Source organism: Aquamicrobium terrae (assembly GCF_040545735.1).
Taxonomy (GTDB): Bacteria; Pseudomonadota; Alphaproteobacteria; order Rhizobiales; family Rhizobiaceae; genus Mesorhizobium; species Mesorhizobium terrae_A.
The window spans coordinates 1-18,173 of the sequence record NZ_JBEPML010000028.1 but is presented as its reverse complement, the minus strand read 5'-3'; the positions used below and the strand labels follow the sequence as shown (position 1 = coordinate 18,173).

The 18,173-nt window shown below is 60.9% G+C and carries 21 protein-coding genes and 2 pseudogenes; 10 read left to right on the top strand and 13 right to left on the bottom strand.

What is annotated here, in order from left to right; all coding sequences use genetic code 11:
- Positions 1 to 28: 28 nt before the first annotated feature.
- Positions 29 to 166: pseudogene (locus ABID37_RS24650) on the top strand (IS5/IS1182 family transposase); the annotation flags it as partial.
- 76 nt (positions 167 to 242) lie between these two features.
- Here the strand turns inward: ABID37_RS24650 and ABID37_RS24645 are convergent.
- The 7 genes from ABID37_RS24645 to ABID37_RS24615 form a co-directional block, all read right to left on the bottom strand.
- Positions 243 to 686: a type II toxin-antitoxin system VapC family toxin gene (locus tag ABID37_RS24645; RefSeq protein WP_354199623.1), complete on the bottom strand. Its 444-nt coding sequence runs from the start codon at positions 684 to 686 to the stop codon at positions 243 to 245.
- Entirely contained in the window at positions 683 to 922 is a 240-nt protein-coding gene (locus ABID37_RS24640; protein ID WP_354199622.1) for a FitA-like ribbon-helix-helix domain-containing protein, read from the bottom strand. The genes ABID37_RS24645 and ABID37_RS24640 overlap by 4 nt, the downstream gene beginning before the upstream one ends.
- A 543-nt stretch (positions 923 to 1,465) precedes the next feature.
- The gene (locus ABID37_RS24635) at positions 1,466 to 2,173 is read right to left on the bottom strand and encodes an amino acid ABC transporter permease (protein ID WP_354199621.1); all 708 of its coding nucleotides are present in this window, start codon (positions 2,171 to 2,173) and stop codon (positions 1,466 to 1,468) included.
- Positions 2,170 to 2,955 carry an amino acid ABC transporter ATP-binding protein gene (locus ABID37_RS24630; protein ID WP_354199620.1) on the bottom strand — a complete coding sequence of 262 codons (786 nt, stop codon included), beginning with the start codon at positions 2,953 to 2,955 and terminating at the stop codon, positions 2,170 to 2,172. Before ABID37_RS24630 ends, ABID37_RS24635 begins: the two co-directional genes overlap by 4 nt.
- Before the next feature lie 40 nt (positions 2,956 to 2,995).
- The gene (locus tag ABID37_RS24625) at positions 2,996 to 3,778 is read right to left on the bottom strand and encodes a substrate-binding periplasmic protein (protein WP_354199619.1); all 783 of its coding nucleotides are present in this window, start codon (positions 3,776 to 3,778) and stop codon (positions 2,996 to 2,998) included.
- Positions 3,759 to 5,852, bottom strand: a complete 2,094-nt coding sequence (locus tag ABID37_RS24620; protein WP_354199618.1) for a hydantoinase/oxoprolinase family protein — start codon at positions 5,850 to 5,852, stop codon at positions 3,759 to 3,761. Before ABID37_RS24620 ends, ABID37_RS24625 begins: the two co-directional genes overlap by 20 nt.
- A gap of 2 nt (positions 5,853 to 5,854) precedes the next feature.
- Positions 5,855 to 7,561, bottom strand: coding sequence for a hydantoinase B/oxoprolinase family protein (locus ABID37_RS24615; protein ID WP_354199617.1), 1,707 nt, complete (start codon positions 7,559 to 7,561; stop codon positions 5,855 to 5,857).
- An 81-nt stretch (positions 7,562 to 7,642) separates the two neighbouring features.
- Between ABID37_RS24615 and ABID37_RS24610 the strand changes: the two genes are divergently transcribed.
- The 6 genes from ABID37_RS24610 to ABID37_RS24585 all read left to right on the top strand — a co-directional run bounded on the left by ABID37_RS24610 (position 7,643) and on the right by ABID37_RS24585 (position 11,313).
- A complete protein-coding gene (locus ABID37_RS24610) occupies positions 7,643 to 8,404 on the top strand; it encodes an IclR family transcriptional regulator (RefSeq protein WP_354199616.1) in 762 nt (253 codons plus the stop codon).
- A gap of 685 nt (positions 8,405 to 9,089) precedes the next feature.
- Positions 9,090 to 9,332, top strand: a complete 243-nt coding sequence (locus tag ABID37_RS24605; RefSeq protein WP_289896593.1) for an AbrB/MazE/SpoVT family DNA-binding domain-containing protein — start codon at positions 9,090 to 9,092, stop codon at positions 9,330 to 9,332.
- A complete protein-coding gene (mazF, locus tag ABID37_RS24600; RefSeq protein WP_354199615.1) occupies positions 9,332 to 9,664 on the top strand; it encodes an endoribonuclease MazF in 333 nt (110 codons plus the stop codon). Before ABID37_RS24605 ends, mazF begins: the two co-directional genes overlap by 1 nt.
- A gap of 10 nt (positions 9,665 to 9,674) precedes the next feature.
- Positions 9,675 to 10,022: a recombinase family protein gene (locus ABID37_RS24595; protein ID WP_354199614.1), complete on the top strand. Its 348-nt coding sequence runs from the start codon at positions 9,675 to 9,677 to the stop codon at positions 10,020 to 10,022.
- The gene (locus ABID37_RS24590; protein ID WP_354199613.1) at positions 9,941 to 10,789 is read left to right on the top strand and encodes a recombinase family protein; all 849 of its coding nucleotides are present in this window, start codon (positions 9,941 to 9,943) and stop codon (positions 10,787 to 10,789) included. The genes ABID37_RS24595 and ABID37_RS24590 overlap by 82 nt, the downstream gene beginning before the upstream one ends.
- Before the next feature lie 38 nt (positions 10,790 to 10,827).
- Positions 10,828 to 11,313 (top strand): DNA resolvase, encoded by a 486-nt coding sequence (locus tag ABID37_RS24585; protein WP_354199612.1) that lies wholly within the window; start codon positions 10,828 to 10,830, stop codon positions 11,311 to 11,313.
- On the opposite strand, the pseudogene ABID37_RS24580 reads toward ABID37_RS24585, so the two are convergent.
- The 5 genes and pseudogenes from ABID37_RS24580 to ABID37_RS24560 form a co-directional block, all read right to left on the bottom strand.
- Positions 11,300 to 11,652, bottom strand: a pseudogene (locus ABID37_RS24580) (recombinase family protein); the annotation flags it as partial. The gene ABID37_RS24585 and the pseudogene ABID37_RS24580 sit on opposite strands and share 14 nt — an antisense overlap.
- A gap of 41 nt (positions 11,653 to 11,693) precedes the next feature.
- Positions 11,694 to 12,026: a type II toxin-antitoxin system HicB family antitoxin gene (locus ABID37_RS24575; RefSeq protein WP_354199611.1), complete on the bottom strand. Its 333-nt coding sequence runs from the start codon at positions 12,024 to 12,026 to the stop codon at positions 11,694 to 11,696.
- The gene (locus ABID37_RS24570; protein ID WP_354199610.1) at positions 12,023 to 12,448 is read right to left on the bottom strand and encodes a type II toxin-antitoxin system HicA family toxin; all 426 of its coding nucleotides are present in this window, start codon (positions 12,446 to 12,448) and stop codon (positions 12,023 to 12,025) included. Before ABID37_RS24570 ends, ABID37_RS24575 begins: the two co-directional genes overlap by 4 nt.
- A gap of 133 nt (positions 12,449 to 12,581) precedes the next feature.
- Positions 12,582 to 13,451: a hypothetical protein gene (locus ABID37_RS24565; RefSeq protein ID WP_354199609.1), complete on the bottom strand. Its 870-nt coding sequence runs from the start codon at positions 13,449 to 13,451 to the stop codon at positions 12,582 to 12,584.
- Positions 13,452 to 13,492: 41 nt separating this feature from the next.
- Positions 13,493 to 13,975, bottom strand: a complete 483-nt coding sequence (locus tag ABID37_RS24560) for a hypothetical protein (protein WP_354199608.1) — start codon at positions 13,973 to 13,975, stop codon at positions 13,493 to 13,495.
- A gap of 452 nt (positions 13,976 to 14,427) precedes the next feature.
- Between ABID37_RS24560 and ABID37_RS24555 the strand changes: the two genes are divergently transcribed.
- Both ABID37_RS24555 and ABID37_RS24550 read left to right on the top strand, forming a co-directional pair.
- Positions 14,428 to 15,012, top strand: a complete 585-nt coding sequence (locus ABID37_RS24555; RefSeq protein WP_354199607.1) for a helix-turn-helix domain-containing protein — start codon at positions 14,428 to 14,430, stop codon at positions 15,010 to 15,012.
- Positions 15,005 to 16,237 (top strand): type II toxin-antitoxin system HipA family toxin, encoded by a 1,233-nt coding sequence (locus tag ABID37_RS24550; RefSeq protein WP_354199606.1) that lies wholly within the window; start codon positions 15,005 to 15,007, stop codon positions 16,235 to 16,237. Before ABID37_RS24555 ends, ABID37_RS24550 begins: the two co-directional genes overlap by 8 nt.
- Positions 16,238 to 16,801: 564 nt before the next feature.
- Here the strand turns inward: ABID37_RS24550 and ABID37_RS24540 are convergent.
- The gene (locus ABID37_RS24540) at positions 16,802 to 17,056 is read right to left on the bottom strand and encodes a type II toxin-antitoxin system ParD family antitoxin (RefSeq protein WP_354199605.1); all 255 of its coding nucleotides are present in this window, start codon (positions 17,054 to 17,056) and stop codon (positions 16,802 to 16,804) included.
- A gap of 315 nt (positions 17,057 to 17,371) precedes the next feature.
- Here ABID37_RS24540 and ABID37_RS24535 point away from each other — a divergent pair, with 315 nt between their 5' ends.
- Positions 17,372 to 18,082 (top strand): transposase, encoded by a 711-nt coding sequence (locus ABID37_RS24535; RefSeq protein WP_354199604.1) that lies wholly within the window; start codon positions 17,372 to 17,374, stop codon positions 18,080 to 18,082.
- Positions 18,083 to 18,173 lie beyond the last annotated feature (91 nt).

The window sequence follows — 18,173 nt, the reverse complement described above, 5'->3', positions numbered from 1 at the left end:
GCCTGCAGCCGGGTCGCGATCAGCGCATGTCGAGCGCTTCTTCGCCTGGATCAGTCGCAACCGACGCTTCTGGAAGGACGCCGAGGCCACCATCGGATCCGCCACCGCATTCCTCTACGCCGCAGCCGTCATGATCCTCGTCAGGCGCATCGCCCGAAACTCATGAGCAGTTTCGGTACGGACTCTTAATGGCGAACAACCCTTGAACACCTGTGAGCAGGCGAGATCTCGTGATCGGAAATTCAGTGTGAACCGGATGCCAACTGCTCGAGGGTCACGCAGAGGTTGGCGACTTCCGGGGACGCCTTTTGATTAAGCACCCTGATTAGTCGCTCGTCGGCGGTGACGAACCGCCAGTTCCGGGCTGCCGCCAGACTGACGTAAATGCAGTCATAGGCCGGATGATCTATATCTACTGCCAGAACGGTTGCGGTTGCGAGTAATCCACGCATGCCGAATAGTTCAATGTCACTTTGTTCTAATAGCTTGGCAGCAAGCTTTGCCTCTTCGTGGTTGAGCTCACTCCGCTGAACTTTCCTCCAGAGGATGTTTGCGCATTCCACTGTGAGCAGCTCGGGTGCTGCGAAGCGATAGTCCCGCCGTAAGCCAAGGGCGAAAGGGGTTCCTTCTTCCTCGACAACCCATTTTATCGCGATGCTGGCATCAATTATGATTGTTTCAGTCACCGCTCGTCACGTCCTTCGCGCTGAAGGACTTCTGAGGGCGTCTGCTTCCGCCGGGCGCTCAACCGCCGCAACTGTGCCGCCAGTTCATCGAAAGAAGGCTCGATTTCCGTTTCCAATGCCTGCCTGAGAATCTCGCGATGTTCAGCTTCAGCCGAACGCCCATGTCGCGCGGCCCGAGTTTTGAGCTTGGCAATTAAGTCGTCGTCCAGATTACGAACGTGCAGATTCCCGGCCATCTGGTTCTCCTTGATCTCATTGAGCACAATGATAGCATTGTGCTCAATGAGATCAAGGTTTCGGGAAAGGGAGGAGGAAAGGAAAAATCTCTTCGCGGCTTAATAAACCCGGCAACGCTTCGCTCAATCGCAACCACCGCGATCTGCTGTCCTTCGCTGGGCCGTGATCTCCGCTTGTCGGGCTAGGCAGCAATGCGAAGGTTACTGGATGGGCCAAAGAGCCTGCTTCGAGTCAATGCAACGTTCGGCCTTGTGAAACTCGATAAAGCACGATCGCTGCTTGCAGCCATCAGTGCGGACAGATCCTTGAAGCCCTCAAGGAAAACACCGCCAAGCTCAATAGATTACAGATTCGTTTCCCCTGCGCTTTTTCCTGAATCGTTTCCTCACGGGTCCGGCTTTCGAAAGGCTGCACAGACCCAGTCTGTCCCACTCGCAGGTTTCGAATGTCAACCACCAAGAATGCCGGCGAAACCGGTGAGGTGCAGCCAACCGGATTCAATACCGCCAGGACCAGCTACGAGACCCGGTCGGCAGCACAGCTCAACCTGATGCTCGTGCGGCACTCCCGCGCCCGCCCATCCAGCGCTCAATGCGGGTGGAGGCGAGTTGGAGCAGGATCACGAGCACCACATAGAGAAGTGCGGCAAGCACATAGGCCTCGAGGTTGCGGAAGGTCGCGGATGCCACCATCTGGGCGTTGCGCATCAGTTCCGTGACGCCGATCACCGAGGCCAGCGAGGTGCCTTTCAGGATGATGATGAATTCGTTGCAAAGCGTTGGAAACGCCGTGCGGAAAGCCTGCGGCAGGATGATGCGGAGCATGGCCTTCGGATAGGTCATGCCGATCGAACGGGCCGCTTCCATCTGGTCGGCGGGTATCGACAGGATCGAGGCACGCACGATCTCTGCCACATAGGCGCCGGCATTGACGGAGAAGGCGAGCGTGGCCGCCAGCAGTCGATTGTCCAGCGGCGAAAAGATCGCGATCAGCACGTCGCTCTCCATCGCCACCGCCCATGCAGGCAGACCGAAATAGACGATGTAGAGCAGGACCAGCGGCGGCACGGCCCTGAAGACCGCGACGTAGCTGATGGTCAAATATCTGAGGACCGGGTTCTGCGACAGCCGGCCCATCGCCACGGCGACGCCGATGACCAGCGCTCCGGTCATGGCGGCCGCCGTCAGCCCAAGGCCCACCAGTGCGCCCTTCAGGTACAAGGGCAGATATGCGATGGCGAAATCGATCATTTTCCCAGGCTCGCTGCAATGAATGCCGCAATCCTCGGGGTGGGCGGCTCCTCGAAGAAAACGGATGTCGGAAGGTCGGCGACGATTCTGCCTGCCTCCATGAACACGATGCGGTCGGCCGCCTCACGCGCGAACCTCAACTCGTGCGTGACCACCAGCATCGTTCTCTTTTCATCCGACAGCCGCCGCATCACTGCCAGCACCTCGCCGACCAGTTCGGGGTCCAGCGCGGAAGTCGCCTCGTCGAACAGCAGCAGCAAAGGTTCCATGCAGAGCGCCCGTGCTATGCCGACCCGCTGCTGCTGGCCTCCGGAAAGCTCCGCCGGATAGGCATCCGCCTTGGCGCTCATACCCACGGAACCCAGAACCGCCATGGCGCGCTCGGTCGCGACCTGGCGCGGCTGGCGCAGCACCTGCACCGGCCCCTCGATCAGGTTTTCCAGCACGGATTTATGCGGAAACAAGGCAAAGCGCTGGAAGACCATTCCGGTCTTCTGGCGCTTGAGGCTGATTTCCGCATCGCTTTGCAGCTTCAATCCCGCTGCCGTCTTGCGGTAGCCGACGAGGTCGCCGTCGACGATGACCTCGCCCCGGTCGTACGGGACGAGGAAGTTGACGCAGCGCAGCAGCGTGGTCTTTCCCGAGCCGCTGGGACCGATGATGGCGACGGTCTGCCCGCGCTCCACATCGAGATCGATGTCCTTCAGCACCTCGACGTTGCCATAGGACTTGCCAAGCCCACGGATGCGCAGCACCGGACGGTTTTCACTGGTGTCGTGCAACGGGAAGACCTTTCTTACCTGCCGCGCCGGTCATACGCGCTCATTGCGGTATGCTGGAGGCGTTTCCGAACCATTTGACGGCAATGGCCTCCAGGGAACCGTCCGCCTTCATGGCGGCAATCGCCTCGTTGATCTGGCGCAGGCCCTCAGTCTCATCCTTCCGCAACGCTATGCCGTTCAGCTTCACGTCGTCGCTCAAGGGCTTTTCGACGATATGGAGCTTGTCCTTGAACTGGTGAGCGGCAATGAAGGAGCCATTGACGCTCTCGACCACCACCACATCCAGCCTGCCGAGCATCAGGTCGTTGTAGGCGTCCACCACGGTGTTGTAGGTAACCGGCTCGACTCCTTCGGCCTTCTCCAGAAGCGTGGCCGCGGCAGTGCTGACCATCACGCCGGTGCGCAGGCTCTTGAGATCGTCGAGCGTGACCGCCTGTTTTTCGGCTCCGGTTTTCACCACCGCCACGATGGTTTGCTGCATGATGGGATCGGAGAAATTGACGATCTGCTGCCGTTCCTCGGTGATCACCATATTGGTGATGGCGTCAATCTTCTTCGCCTGCAACGCCGGAATAATGCCATCCCAGGCCATGCCCTCATATTTGACGGGAATGTCCAGATGCTTTCCAAGCGCATTGGCGAAGTCAACGTCGAAGCCGACGATCAGGCCGCTTTCATCGACGAACGAGATCGGGCGGAAATGCGGGTCCGCGCCGACGGTCAGCGATGTGAACTTCTCCTGCGCCTGAGCGGGCGCGAACGAGAAGGCCGCTAGCAGGCATGCGCCTGCGAGTCCCGCGAGATTACGAAGTCGAAAGCTCATTTTCCTTCCTCCCATTGGTTGTCATTGTTTTCCTGCTATCGAAGTCGATCGAGACAATCATGGCCCTTGAAGCGGGCAACACCTCGATCCTGTCGCCGCGACCGATCACGGTCGCGGAATCGAACTGCTCGATGACCAGCGGCCCCGTGCCCTGCCATCCCACCGGCAGGTCCTGACGCCGGTAGACCGGGCACTCGACCTCCTCGTTCTCGTCCAGCCAGATGGCTCGGAACCCGACCGGCGCGATTTCGGCTTCCGCCGAGGCCTGTTCCTGGCCTCCGAAGGAAGCTCTCGGCCTGCTGATCTTGAGGCGCAGATTGACCAGTTCCACGGGCGCGCTGTCGGAAGCATGGCCATAGCGCTTCAGATGCTCGGCGACGAACAGCTTGCGGCTAGCCTCGAGCCCCTGGAGATCGGGGCTGGACAGGGACACCGTCAGGGCGTGCGACTGCCCCACATAACGCAGATCGACCAGCCAGCGCGTATCCAGCTCGTCACCTTCGAACCCGTCCCCGGCGACACGAGACATCAACTGGCCGGCAAGCTCGCCGGTGATGTCGGCCAGATCGTCCGCGTCCACCTGCGCCAGCGGCTTCAACCATGTGCGCTGCGCATCATAGGCAATGTCGACCGCGGCGATGCCATGGGCGGAAAACACGCCGCAATAATAGGGGATCAGGACCCTGGACATCTCCAGCGACCGTGCCACCTCGATCGCGTGCAGCGGGCCGGCGCCGCCGAAGGCCACGAGCAGCATATTGCGCGGATCGTCGCCTCTTTCGGTGGAAATGGCTCGCACTGCCTTGACGATGTTGGCCGTGGTGACTCGCAGGATGCCATGCGCGGCGCGTTGCCAGCTCGTCGCCAGCGGCGCGGCGAGTTCCTTCTCGATTGCGGCGATCGCGGCGGGACGGTCCAGCCGGAACTCGCCGCCCAGCATGCTGCGCTCGCCCAGGCGGTTGAGCGCGACATGAGCGTCCGTGACGGTGGGCTGGGTCCCGCCCCGGCCATAGGACACCGGACCAGGATCGGAGCCCGAGCTGCGGGGGCCGACCTTGAGCAGGCCGGTCGCGTCCATATGCGCGATGGAGCCGCCCCCGGCCCCGATCGTCTCGATCTCGGCCGAGGCGATCGCCACCGGATAGCCGCCGATCACGCGCTCGTCGGTCACGGTGATCTCGGCGTTATGCAGGACAGCGAGATCCGAGCTGGTGCCGCCGACATCGAGGGTCAGGACGGATTCGAACCCGTGCTGGCGGGCGAGATCGCGCGTGCCGACCACACCGCCCGCGGGGCCGGACATGGCGCATTTGATCGGGAAGCGGGCAGCCTCGGAAAATGTGAGGCATCCGCCAGCCGATCCCATGATGTAGGTCCTGGCTATGCCGCCGTCATTGACCTTGCCGAGACCGTCGAGAAAGCGGGACATCACCGGAATGGAAGCCGCATTGAGTGCCGTCGCCGCCGTGCGCTCATATTCGCGGAATACCGGCAGTACCTCGGACGAGATGGAGACCGGAACGCCGAGTTCCGTCAGCCGCTCGCGTGCCGCGGCCTCATGCTCGGAATCGACATAGGAATAGAGGAAGCTGACGGCGATCGCCTCCACCCCGGCGCTCCGCACCTCCTCGATGCAGCGTTCCAGATATTCCAGGTCGAGGGGCTTCAGCACCGCTCCGGTATGGTCCAGCCGCTCGGGAATATCGAAGCGCAGGTTACGCGGCGCAACCACCGGCGCCCTGCGCTTGTGCAGATCGTAGGACGACGGCCGGGTCATGCGCGCAATCTCGATCACATCGCGGAAACCCTCGGTCGTAAAAAGGGCGGTCTTCGCCAACTGTCCCTCAAGCAAGGCATTGGTGACGACCGTCGTTCCGATCACCAGCGAGGCGATGTCGGAAAGCTGCCGGTCCATCTCCTGCACGAGCTGGCGCAGGGCGGCGAAAATGTCCTCGCCCTGCCTGCCTTTCCTGTGCAGGACCTTGCCGATGCGCGTGCGGCCGGTTTCCGGATCGGCCAGCACGATATCGATGAACGTCCCGCCGACATCCGCGGCTGCCAGAAGATGCGGCATGCTCAACTCCGTTCTTCCATGAGTGCGGCCAGAGGCTCGCTCTGCGCCCTCATGCCGTAACCGAGGACTTCGTCCAGCGCCCCTTCGCTGTCGGGGCGCAAGGACGGATCGCCATAGCCACCGCCGCCGGCGGTTTCGATGGTGACGAGCGCCTCGGCCGGAACGGAAGCCTCCGTGAAACGCATAACCGTCTGACACTGCCCATCGGCATAGTCGATCGTTGCCGTAGTCGGCTTTCCGCGGTGGCCGCCATAAAGGCCGTTCGGTCCATTGGCCGGCATGCTGATCTGGAAAGAGCAGCGCACCGGGGAAAGCATGCGGAAGGCGCGTCGCAGGCCGAAACCGCCGCGATACCGGCCCGCGCCAGCCGAGCCTTCGACCAACTCGTAGCGCTCTATACGAACGGGAAGGCTCGTTTCCAGCACCTCGACCGGTGTGTCGTGCAAGTTGGCGACCGGCGGGATCATGCCGCTCTCGCCATCGGCGACCGAACTGGCGCCGGAGCCGCCGCCCAGGGCTTCGCCATAGGCGAACAGCCTGTGGGTTGCCGGATGAACGCCGCCGAAAGAGAACACGCCCCCGCCGCCCGTCCCGGCAAGGACCTTCTCCGGGACGATATCCGCCAGCGCGGACATGAGCGCATCGAAGGTGTGGTAGGAGACCTGCGTCGCGGCGGAAATAGCACAGGGAAAGCGCGGATTCACGATGCTGCCTTCGGGTATGACGACATCGATGTCGCGATACATGCCCGCATTGGCGGCTATGCCTTCGGCAATGGTGATGCGCACCGCCATGTAGACACAGGCAAGCGTGTTGGCCAGGCAGGAATTGAACGGGCTGAGAGTCTGGGCTCCGGTGCCGGTAAAATTCACCAGCAGCCTGCCGTCGCGCTTGCGGACCGTCACACGGATAGGAATGCCTTCGCCGCCGAAATCCGCCAGCGACTCGCCTTCCCACAAACGGTCGGGAAGCGCCTCGACGCGTTTTCTGAAGGCGGTTTGCGAAAGCTCGATGATCCGGGAAATCGCAAAATCCAGATCGCCAACGCTGTGCTTCCGGGAAAGCTCGTCGAGCCGGTTCTGGGCGACGACGACGGACGCCACCTGCGCGCCGAGGTCCGCCTGCCTCTCTTCCGGAAGACGGGAATTCGCACGGATGATCCGCTCGACGCCGGATTGCAGGACGCCGCCGTCCACCAGCTTGACGGGGGGAATGCGTAGCCCTTCGTGGAATATCTCGGTCGCGTTTGCCGGCATGCTGCGCGGCGCCATGCCGCCGACATCCGTGTGATGGGCCATGCTGGCCGCGAATCCGACAAGCTCGCCACCAGCAAAAAGCGGCCCGGCGACGATGAAATCCGGGAGATGGTTGGCCCCGTGATAAGGGTCGTTGACCAGAAACACATCGCCGGGGCGCGCGTCCTGCGCCGGGAAGTCCTGCAATATGTGAGACAGCGCATTCGCCATGACCCCGAGGTGGATGGGAATATGTTCGGCCTGAACGGCCATTTCCCCGTCACGACTGTAAAGGCAGCACGAACAGTCCCGCCGCTCCTTGATGTTGGGCGAGTGGCTCGAACGCACCAGCGCCTCGGCCATTTCCTCGCAGATCGACTGGAGACTGCTGCGGATCAGCTCGATCTCGATCCCGTCCAGCGAGCTGGACGCCTGGCGCGCATGGCGGCTGTGTTCTGGAACTGGAGCTTGCATGGACCTGTATTTGTCTCGAAAGCGTTGCCCGGCATTATGAGCGATGCTACAAGTCCATCAATATGAAATTGGTTCACATATATGGACAATCAGGTCAAAAGCGCAGCCAGGATTCTGGAACTGCTCGAACTGCTGGGGAGGGCGACCAGGCCCGTTTCGCTCAAGAACGTCACCGATGAGCTCGGCTACCCGAAGAGCAGCGCGCATATGCTCATGGGAACGCTGGTGGCACGCGGTTACGCGGTGCGCGACGAGAACGACAGGTTCCAGCTCAACCCGGCTCACCGCAACGGTCCGGGCTGGGTGACGGGGCCGCATGCGCACCTGATAGAAGTCGCCACCCCGGTCCTCGGCATGCTCCGCGACCGTAGCGGCGAGACGGTCATGCTCGGCGTGCTCAACCGGGATCTTCGGCTGCGCACCATCGCCACCTGCGTCGGCAAACAGGCCGTCCGCTACGACTCTCCCCTTTCCGGCAGCATACCTTCCTATTGCACCGCCATGGGAAGGATGATGCTGGCCGCCCGGCCGGCACGGGAGGTCGACCGCTATCTCGCGGGCGAACGCATCATAGCCCATACCCCCCATACCGTGATCGACAAGGGAATGCTGAAACAGATGATCGTGCAGGCGGGCCAGGACGGCTATGCCGTGTCGGATCAGGAAATGGACATAGGCGGCTCCGGCGTCGCCGCACCCGTTACCGACGCCTCAGGCAAGATCATCGCCGCCCTGGACGTCGCGGCCGTCTCCAGCCGGTTTCACATCGACCGCGACAGGATCATTACCGAGGTCTGCAAGCACGCGCGCATGCTGAGCAAGAACCTCGGCTTCCACGGATGAATGGAAGCGGCTGTGGGACTGCGGCGATTAGCGGTCAGTCAGCCCACAAAACCACCACGCCTTTCGATCCGGGGGCAACGAACTACGAGCTGAGAATTCTCCGGTTTTCCATCCGTGCCCAGAAATAAACGGTCGATGGAATGAGCAGGATGAGCGTCACAACCACTATAAACGCGATCCATCCGATGCTCTTCATCTTGCTGTAGACGAACACGCACAGGACAATCGAGGTCGGGAAGATGATCGGCCACATGCCGCCACTTCAGTCCCTGAGTGGGCACTGAGTTTACGCCACTTCCCGCCACAAGCGTCTGTAGCAACCGGGACTTCGATCCCATGATACGAACCTCGCCCTCCGCGACCTCGACGCGCTGCGCGAGCGCGCGAAGGTGGTCGCGGCGACAACCGCCCGCCCGATGGACGAGATGCCGGGAGCGAGGCCGATGCCGCCGAACGGCTAGACGCGGTAGTGCTGACCATCGCCCGCCTGATCGGCAGGCGGATGGCGCGCGAGGACTTCGAGAAGGCCATGCGCGCCGCCAACGACAATGGCGCGCCATCGGAGGAAGAAAGAACATGATGCCTCGCGCTCGCTCCCATCAGGGCCGGATGATGTATCAACGCTGTTGACACCCATCGCGCGGCGCACTACTGTATCGACACTATAGATACAGGAGGCAAGGCCATGCAAGTGAACATCAAGAAATGGGGCAATAGCGCCTCTGTTCGGATTCCGCATTCGGTGATGACCGCCGCCAACCTGCATGTCGATCAGGCGGTGGAGGTGCGCGAGGAAGACGGCCGGGTTGTCATCGAACCCGTCCAGAGCCTTTCCTATGATCTGGACAAGCTGTTGGCCGGGATGACGCCCGACACCTTCCATGACGAGGTTGATTTCGGCGCTCCGGTCGGCAAGGAAGTCTGGTGATGGCCGCATGGGTGCCTGACAGCGGCGACATCGTGTGGGTGAACTTCGATCCACAGGCCGGGCACGAGCAGGCCGGCCATCGCCCCGCTCTGGTGCTGTCGCCTGCCCGCTACAACGGGATGCGGGGGATGATGTTGTGCTGCCCGCTGACAACGAAGCTCAAAGGCTATCCCTTCGAGGTCGTCATCAGCCAGAACCCGCCAAGCGCCATTCTGGCCGATCAGATCGAGAACCTTGATTGGCGCACTCGCAAGGCCAGACGCAAAGGCGAGGTTACTGCTGCCGTGCTGGCTGATGTTCGCGCCAAGCTCAAGGCATTGCTGCAAATCTAGGGAGACCGCCATGCTTCGCATCGCCCTTTACGCCCGCTATTCGTCCGAGGACCAGCGCGACGCCTCCATTGAGGACCAGTTGCGCCAGTGCCGCGAGCGTGCGGAGCGCGAGGGCTGGACGGTGGTGGAGACCTATTCCGACCGCGCCATCTCCGGTTCTTCCATGATCCGGGCGGGCATTCAGGCGCTTATGGCCGACGCGCAAGCGGGGCGCTTCGACATGGCGCTTCCGAGGCGCTGGACCGCATCAGCCGCGATCAGGAAGACGTGGCCGCCGTGTTCAAGCGCCTGCGTTTCACCGGCGTCCCCATCGTCACTCTCTCCGAAGGCGAGATCAACGAGCTTCATGTCGGCCTGAAAGGCACGATGAACGCCCTGTTCATCAAAGACCTCGCCATCAAGACCCATCGCGGCCAGCGCGGGCGCGTGGAGGCAGGAAAGGCAGGCAGCGGCAAGGCAGCTTATGGCTATCGTGTCGTCCACCAGCTCGACGCTGCTGGCGGACCGATCCGTGGCGAGCGGGCCATTGTAGAGGACGAAGCCGAGATCGTTCGCCGCATTTTCCGCGAATACGCTTCCGGCAGAAGCCCGAAGGAGATCGCATTCCAGTTGAACCGGGAGGGCGTCCTCGGTCCCGAGAAACGCCCGCGGATCGACGCAATGATCCGGGGCAATCCCGCCGCCGGCACCGGCATCCTCAACAACGAGCTTTATGCGGGCGTGCTGGCATGGAACCGCCAGAGGTTCATCAAGAACCCCGAGACAGGGACGCGCATATCGCGCGTGAACCCCGAAAGCGAATGGATCAGGAGCGAGGTTCCGCATCTGCGGATCGTGGACGATGCGCTCTGGCAGGCCGTGCGCGAACGCAGGCGCGGCATTTCCGCGATGTTCGCCCCCAACCTCGCCAACACACGCGAAGGTCGGGCCAAGCGGTTGCATCTGACAAACAGGCCCGTCACCCTGCTTTCCGGCCTGCTCACCTGCGGGTGCTGCGGTGGCAGGATCAGCATGGTCATGACCGACCGCTATGCCTGCCGCAACCATCTGCGCAAGGGCATCTGCGACAATGCCCGCACCATCCGCCGCGACGAGATCGAGGCGCGCGCGTGCTGGCGGGATTGAAAGAGAAGCTGGTATCGTCCGAGGCGGTCGCGGAGGCCGTGCGCGCCTATGCCAAGGAAACCAATCGGCTGAACCGTGACCGGCGGGTGCAGGCGGACGCGGACCAGAAGGCGCTCCAGAAGATCGACAAGGCCATTGCCGGGATCATGGCGGCAATCGAGGATGGGCTGTATCAGCCTTCCATGAAGGCGCGGATGAACGAGCTTGAACGCGACAAGGCCGAGATCGCCGCCCGCATGGCACAGGCCCCCGCCGATGTGCCCGATGTGCATCCCAACATCGCCAGCATCTATCGCCGGAACGTGGAGCGGTTCACGGAAGCCCTCAACGATCCCGATGGCGGCAGGCAGGCAGCCGAGGCGCTGCGTTCACTCATTGGTGAGATCGTGCTGACCCCCGGCCCGAAGCGCGGCGAGGTCCATGCCGAGTTGCGCGGAGAGCTTATTGGCATCCTCGCCTTCGCCACCGAGCAGAAGCCCAAGCAGAACATTCGTTTTATGGCGCCAGTTGCATCTTGTGTGTGATGGAAACCAGCTTTACGCCGTTCTTCGCCAGCTTGCGAACATAGAACTCAAGCTCGAAGTGATCGCGAAAGAACCGGCTGAACGAATGAACCACGACCACGTCGAAGGGCGCGGGTTTCGACGTTCCAGCCTCGATCATGCGCTGGCACTCTAGGCGGCGGTCGTTGGTCGCCGATGCGCCGGGTTCATGAAGGTTTCCATCAGTTTCAGGCCGCGTGTCTCGCAGTAGGCTTCGCCCTGCCGCTTCTGATCGGGAATGGAAACATCATACTCGGCCTGCCGCGCCGTCGAAACGCGCAGGTAAAGGGCCGCGCGCAGCGGCACGGTGGAAGCGGTCATGGCGATATCTCCTTTCAATCCGGTCGAACCGAACGGGGCCGCTATTCAGCGGCCTCCCGGATCGCCCCGACGATCCATTCATTCAGGCTCTTGCCCGATGCTGCTGCGGCAATGACTGCTGCGGCATGGTCGTCAGGCGTGAGGCGGACATTGAACTTGCCAGAGAACTTCCGGCGCGGCTCGATGCCCTTCTCCCGGCACATTTCGAGATAAACGGCCAGCGACTTGCGACCTTCCTCGATCAGATCGTGGACGCTCTCGGCATAGAAGTCGGCCCCTCCATTCAGGCCGACAAACTCGCCGCGTAGCATCTGAATCTCGGGGTCGAAAGCGATGACCGCCTTCTCACCATTGATTTCCACGACATTGTTCATGACTTTACTCCGTGTTCGTCCAGCCATTTACGGATGCTGGCAACCGCACCTTTGTCCGTATCCGGTGACGGATGCGGACGATGAAAGACGCGCACTTCACCGAACAGGAACACGCCGACGCGCGAACCTTCCCGCTCGCTGACTTCCGCCCCGAGGGCTACAAATAATGCCTCTATGTGGGCCCAGCGGATCGAACCGTTGACAGGGCGGGCGAAGATCAGTTCCAGCGTGGCTCTGTGACGCTTTTTCATAGAGTATTCAGTATCATTTTTTAGTACCGTTTTCAAGGTCGATCTTGGCCCCGGTATCGGGGGTCCGGTGTCGGGGCCAAAAAGTTCGTCGAACAGGTCGCCGAACCAACGCTCGAACACCTCGATCTCGGCTTCCGTGACCGGAACGGGATCAGGCCAGTCGTCGGTCACGGCCCATGTGGTGAGATCGTGTTTGGGCCGGCCAGCCAGTCGCGGACGGATAAGACGCGCCGGAGAGGATGAAACTGGGAACGCGTATGTCATTGTAACGTCTATCGATTCTTAGCCACGCACACCCCCTGAGTCATTTGGCGGGCGGCTCGGTGACGAAGATCAATTGCGCGCCGGAAGACCACGCCTCCGCCCCTACCGCGAGCGCAACCGCTTCCTCCCGGCTGCGGCCGGTGCCGAGAATACGCTCCAGACGCTCGCGGCGCAGCTTGGGCTGACGCCCCTGATCGGATGGAATCTCATAGACAACGCGGTCGGGATCATCGCGGTCCTCAGAAGCACGAGGCGGCCGGATGGCAGAGCGATTTTCAAAGCCTGCAAACACCCCCTCCAAAACCTCGCCAATGGGAGTCTCCCGGCTCTCCACATGAACGCGCAGCTTTCCCGCGAGATCGGAGGGGCGTATCGACGCGAGTTCCAGCGGCTCCGAACACAGGTAGGCGCTGCGCGCGTCATAGACGATCTTGTGCGCGCCATCCGGCACGCTATGGGCGTCCAAAGTGCGCCGAATCTCGCCGGGGCTCACGATCAGCGATGATCGGACAACACGCCGGTTTTCAAAGGCATCGAGATAAATTTCCCAATCGTGAAATTTCGGGGCGAGATAGAAAACGTCGGCCCCGTCCTGTTCGGCCTTAAGAAGAAGCTCGAACTGGCCGTCCGGTTCGGCCGTGTCGATATGGTATCGCCAGAACGGTTGCCCGAGAGTCGGACGCGGCCCCGGCACAAACCGGCGCATGGCCTGGCCAAGCTTGAACTGGAGCAGAAGCGGCGTTCCCGGCCGATCGAAGGCCACGTCGAAGCCCAGGCTTGCTTCGTGAAGTAGACTTGGCAGGAACGGTGTCGCCCTCAGCCCTTGTTGCCGCAGCCGCCGCTCGACTTCCCTCGTAACTCCGTATCCATAAGAAAATTCAGATAGGCGCTCATGGAGTTCGACAGGCATAGGGAAGAGCTCGCGGGAAACAGGGGTAGGATGGACGATTCCTATTTTCTAAAATCGCCCGAGAATAGTTTACCCGGCCGCATCGGCAAGGGTGGCTGACATGCCCCAACTGTAGATCGGCCATGAACCGTCGGCTCATCCTCCAAAGTGAAGTGAAAATTCCTCAGGCGCTTCGTTTCTAGCATCCGCAGCATGTCCGAAAATTGCCCGCGTGTGACTTCAAGCGATAGGTGCAGCGGAGGAAGATGCTTGGCCTTGAAAAGGCAGCCTGCATCGGGGAATTCGGTCTTCATTGGAGTTGGCGTCATAATCATGATGACGCCCAGCCACGTGAAGCGCGCCTCCGGCATGGTAATGGCCGCAGGCATTATCATGTACGTGAACTCGACGGATTGCCGCGGCGGGCCGGGCTGAACAACCTGCCCGAAATTTACAGTGCGGCTACCGAGAATTTCACCGCGCCAGTTACCGGGCTTTATATCCGGCAGCATTATTGCGGGCTTCTTCCCCTTCGATTTCGGCATCGAGCTTGTCCTTCAGCTTCGTCGTTCATGACGCGCCCGAATCCTGCTACCCTGAGGCGTGTAAATTGCGGAATGATTGAGGAGAGTATGGGCTTCGGCGCGGCAAACCTTGTTCGTACAGCTCAGCCTTGAAGCCGTCTTTGATCCAGTATGCTTCTTCAGCCTTCCTCATCCTAAACCACCTAAATCCAGCATATCACCGATGAGATGATCTGCGCCGGGCGTTGCCCGATCCAGGCCACATGCTGGACATTCGGCCGGGGACGCATGGCCCTCAGGCATTTGTCCCGGCTACCGGATGGTTGCATTTGTGGCCGCTGACACTGATATGTATTGGTAGATCAAGGACGTTCTTAGATATGCAGAAACATATCTATCAGGGTTGCTATTGCGCTGAAATTATGATATGGTAAAACATATCAATTTAATTTCTAGATATGTAAAGGCATATCATGCCCTACGCAACCGACGACATTCTCCAGACCCTCCGCACCGCCCGCGAGCAGACGGGCCTGAGTCAGCGCGACCTTAGCGCCCGCATCGGCGTGCCGCAGAGCCATATCTCGAAAATCGAGAGCGGGGGGACCGATCTCCGGCTTTCGAGCCTGGTCGAGCTTGCGCGCGCGCTCAATTACGAGCTGGTGCTCGTGCCGCGCAAGCTGCTGCCCGCCGTCGAGGCTATGGTCGGCGGCACGTCCACGACTCTTTCCGGGGAAGCCCGCCAGCGCGCGACCGTGCTCAACCGCGCCCAGGTCGCCCTCGCAAAGCTGAACCGCGCCTATCCCGAGGCGACCGAATTCAAGCGCCTTGACCAGACGCTGCGCGAGCTTGCGAATTTCCAGCTTGGTAAAGCCGATCTCGATACGCTGCGCGCCGTTACCGACAAGCTCCTGAAACTGCCCACCGGCCCGGCCGCGCTCCCGGCCGCTGAGCGCGCCTCCCGTCAATTAAGGGAGCTTCGCAACAGGATCGCCCATGCGCTGCCGGAAGCGCCGCGCCCCGCCTATGAGCTCGACGAGGAGGAGGACGATGCCTGACGTTTCCATCCTCGATGTGCGCCTCTATGGCGATAAGATCGGCACGCTCACTCTCATTCCGGGCGACCGCACGCTATTTGCCTTCGACAAGGCGTATATCGACAATCCCGAGCGGCCGACGCTGAGCCTGTCCTTCAAGGATCAGTTCGGGCAGCTCCTGACAGAGTTCAAGCCGGTCAATGTCAGGGTGCCGCCCTTCTTCGCCAACCTCCTGCCCGAGGGGCCGCTGCGCGCCTATCTCGCCGAGCAGGCTGGCGTGAACGAGAAGCGCGAGTTCTTTCTCCTATGGGTTCTCGGCCGCGATCTTCCCGGCGCGCTCACCATCGTTCCTGCGGACGGCGAAGCGTGGCCCGACCTCAAGGATAAGGGCGACGAGGAAGATCGCCGCAGGCGCCGGACCAACGCCCTGCGGTTTTCGCTCGCGGGTGTGCAACTGAAATTCTCGGCGGTGAAGAACGCGGGGAAAGGCGGCGGTCTCACGATCCCGGCGGACGGCGTCGGCGGCTCGTGGATCGTCAAGCTGCCCTCGCAGCTCTATGACGGCGTTCCCGAGAACGAATTCTCGATGATGAGCCTTGCGGCCCGGCTAGGCATGGACGTGCCAGAGCTCCAGCTCCTCGACAGTGACGCGATCGGCGGCCTGCCCGAAGGGATCGGCAGGCTCAAAGGCCGGGCGCTTGCCATCCGGCGTTTCGACCGCGCGGAAGGCGGCCCGGTGCATATCGAGGATTTCGCGCAGGTGTTCGGCGTCTGGCCCGATGACAAATACAAGCGGGCGAGCGCGCGCAATATCGCGGCCGTGATCGGCGTCGAGGCGGGTGACGAAGCCGCCGCCGAATTCATCCGCCGCCTCGTCTTCAACACGCTGATCGGCAACGCCGACATGCACCTCAAGAACTGGTCGCTGATCTATCCCGACCGGCGCACGGCGGCGCTTGCGCCCGCTTATGATTTCGTATCGACGATCCCGTATATCCCCGACGAGTTCGCCGCCATCAAATACGCCCGCACGAAGCGGATGCGCGAGCTTTCGCTTGATGAACTGCGCTATCTCGCTGCAAAGGCGCGTCTGTCTGAAAAGCTCGTCGTCGATACCGCAAAGGAAACCGTCTTCCGCTTCCGCGACGAATGGCCAGAAGCGAAGAAGGCGCTGCCGATCGCCAGGCCGGTCGCGGACGCCATCGACGCGCATCTGAAAGACCTCACCCTAATCTCCGACACATAGAGCACGCACAACCCACGATCGACTTTAGGACCGATATCGCTTCAACCTGCGCGCTGCTTTCGCCGCTGCTCTTTGTCCTTAAGTCGTAATCGTCAAGCTATCGGACGAAAGATCAATGAGTGAGGCAAAAAACGCTCGGAACAACACCTGATCGACCAAGCAGGCCAGCAACTTTTGCGGTCGAAACTGCCCTCACATTGGGTGCTTCGGGAATATCGGCCCGACTACGGACTTGATTACTCTCTGGAAGTCTTCAAGGAAGCCGACACGGGGGGAAAATTTCCGACATACGAGACGCTCGGGGAACATCTCTTTATCCAGCTCAAAAGTGTCGCCTCTAACGAGCTATGGCGACAATTGGCATTGCTGCCGAGGACGTATGAGGATGTCTGTCGGGAATGGTTTCTGCCTACGTCACTCGCCCTCATCGCCTCGTATCCAGAGCCGTTGCCACCAAAGTAGGTTGGGTCTTTTCTACTTCTCAAGCCAACGTGAACAGGCACACTCCCTCCTCGGCAATGCCGATAATGTCATCTTCCGCCGCCAGTGAGAGGCGAAAAGCCATTATCCGTTGCCGCGCGACATCTCGGCGCGTTTGACTGCCTCTGCAAATAGCGCGTTCCTGGAACGATTGCCGGTGTCGCTCTTCAAGCCGTCATCGACAAAGCGCTGCATGGCTGCAATCTTGTCGTTACGTTCCTGGTCCCTGCGGATCAGATCGCGCACGTAATCGCTCGCATTGGCGTAGCGGCCTGCTTCGGCCTGGACTTCGACCCATTCTTCCATAGGGTCAGGTAGGGAAACATTCGTCGTCGCCATGTCGACCTCCATCTCTATCGGCCAGTTGCAGGAGTCAGACTTGCTTGCAATTCCCGGAAGACCCAGCAATCCCGTCCAGAATGACCGTCGATCCATTCGATCCTCCAGCTTGTATGCCCACCGCTTCTCTAGTCAACTCAAACGGACAAGAACGCTTTCTGACGCTCTGGCAGGTCTTCAGTCTCGCGAGGCCCGCTGTGCCAGACTGGCAAATTGTGCATTGATGCGATAAGCAACCCTGAAGTTCGGTTGCCATCCAACGTCATGAGCAGGCGATCTTCCCTTAATGTGAGACAAAGAGAACAGAGAAGGATTATGCGGCGCAAGATCCAATCATTTGTTGTCGAAATCAAACGCAAGCGCGGCAACAATCAGGAAACCCGACGCTCCCTGTGGAGCGATGTCGACCTGGCAGCTTTCAGTGAAAGAACAGCCCAAGCTGAAACGCCGCAACATCAAGGTTTGCGGCATGTTGACACCGATCGGGTACACAACGATGCTGGTGAAAGAATTCAAACGCAAACGGAGCATCTAATGGAAGACCCTCAGGAAGTTCAAGCGGTGCCGGCCGTCGCCGAAGCGCCTGCCAAGGTGGAAACACCTAAAGAGCAACAGAAAGCCCCTCGCCAGAAGAAGGCCAAGGCTGACAAGATGAAGACGGCAGCTTCCGAGAAGCCGGTCCGCAAGAGCAGCGCCAAACAGGCTGTGAAAGCGGTCGAGGCTCCGGCCGCGGTGAAGGGCAAGCGCAAGACCTATTCCGAAAAGGAACGCTCGCAGAAGCTGACTCAGATCGATCGGTCGGTCGGCCGCGGCGAAAGCATCAGGAACGCCGTCAAACAGGCTGGTATCTCCGAGCAGACCTATTACCATTGGAAGAAGGACGCTTTCCCGACGCCGGTATCGACTGGCGGAGATCTGCAGGACCTGCTGGCTCTCGAAAAAGAGAATGAGCGCCTGAAGAAACAACTGGCCGACCATCTGCGCAAGGAAAACGCCGATCTCAAGAAGAAGCTGGGACTCACTTAGTGTCCGTTCCAAAAAGGAGCGAGTGATTTCGGCGAGTTATGATTCAGTCGGATTCCTGAGATTCGACGGAGATCACGATGCCCTGGACCGA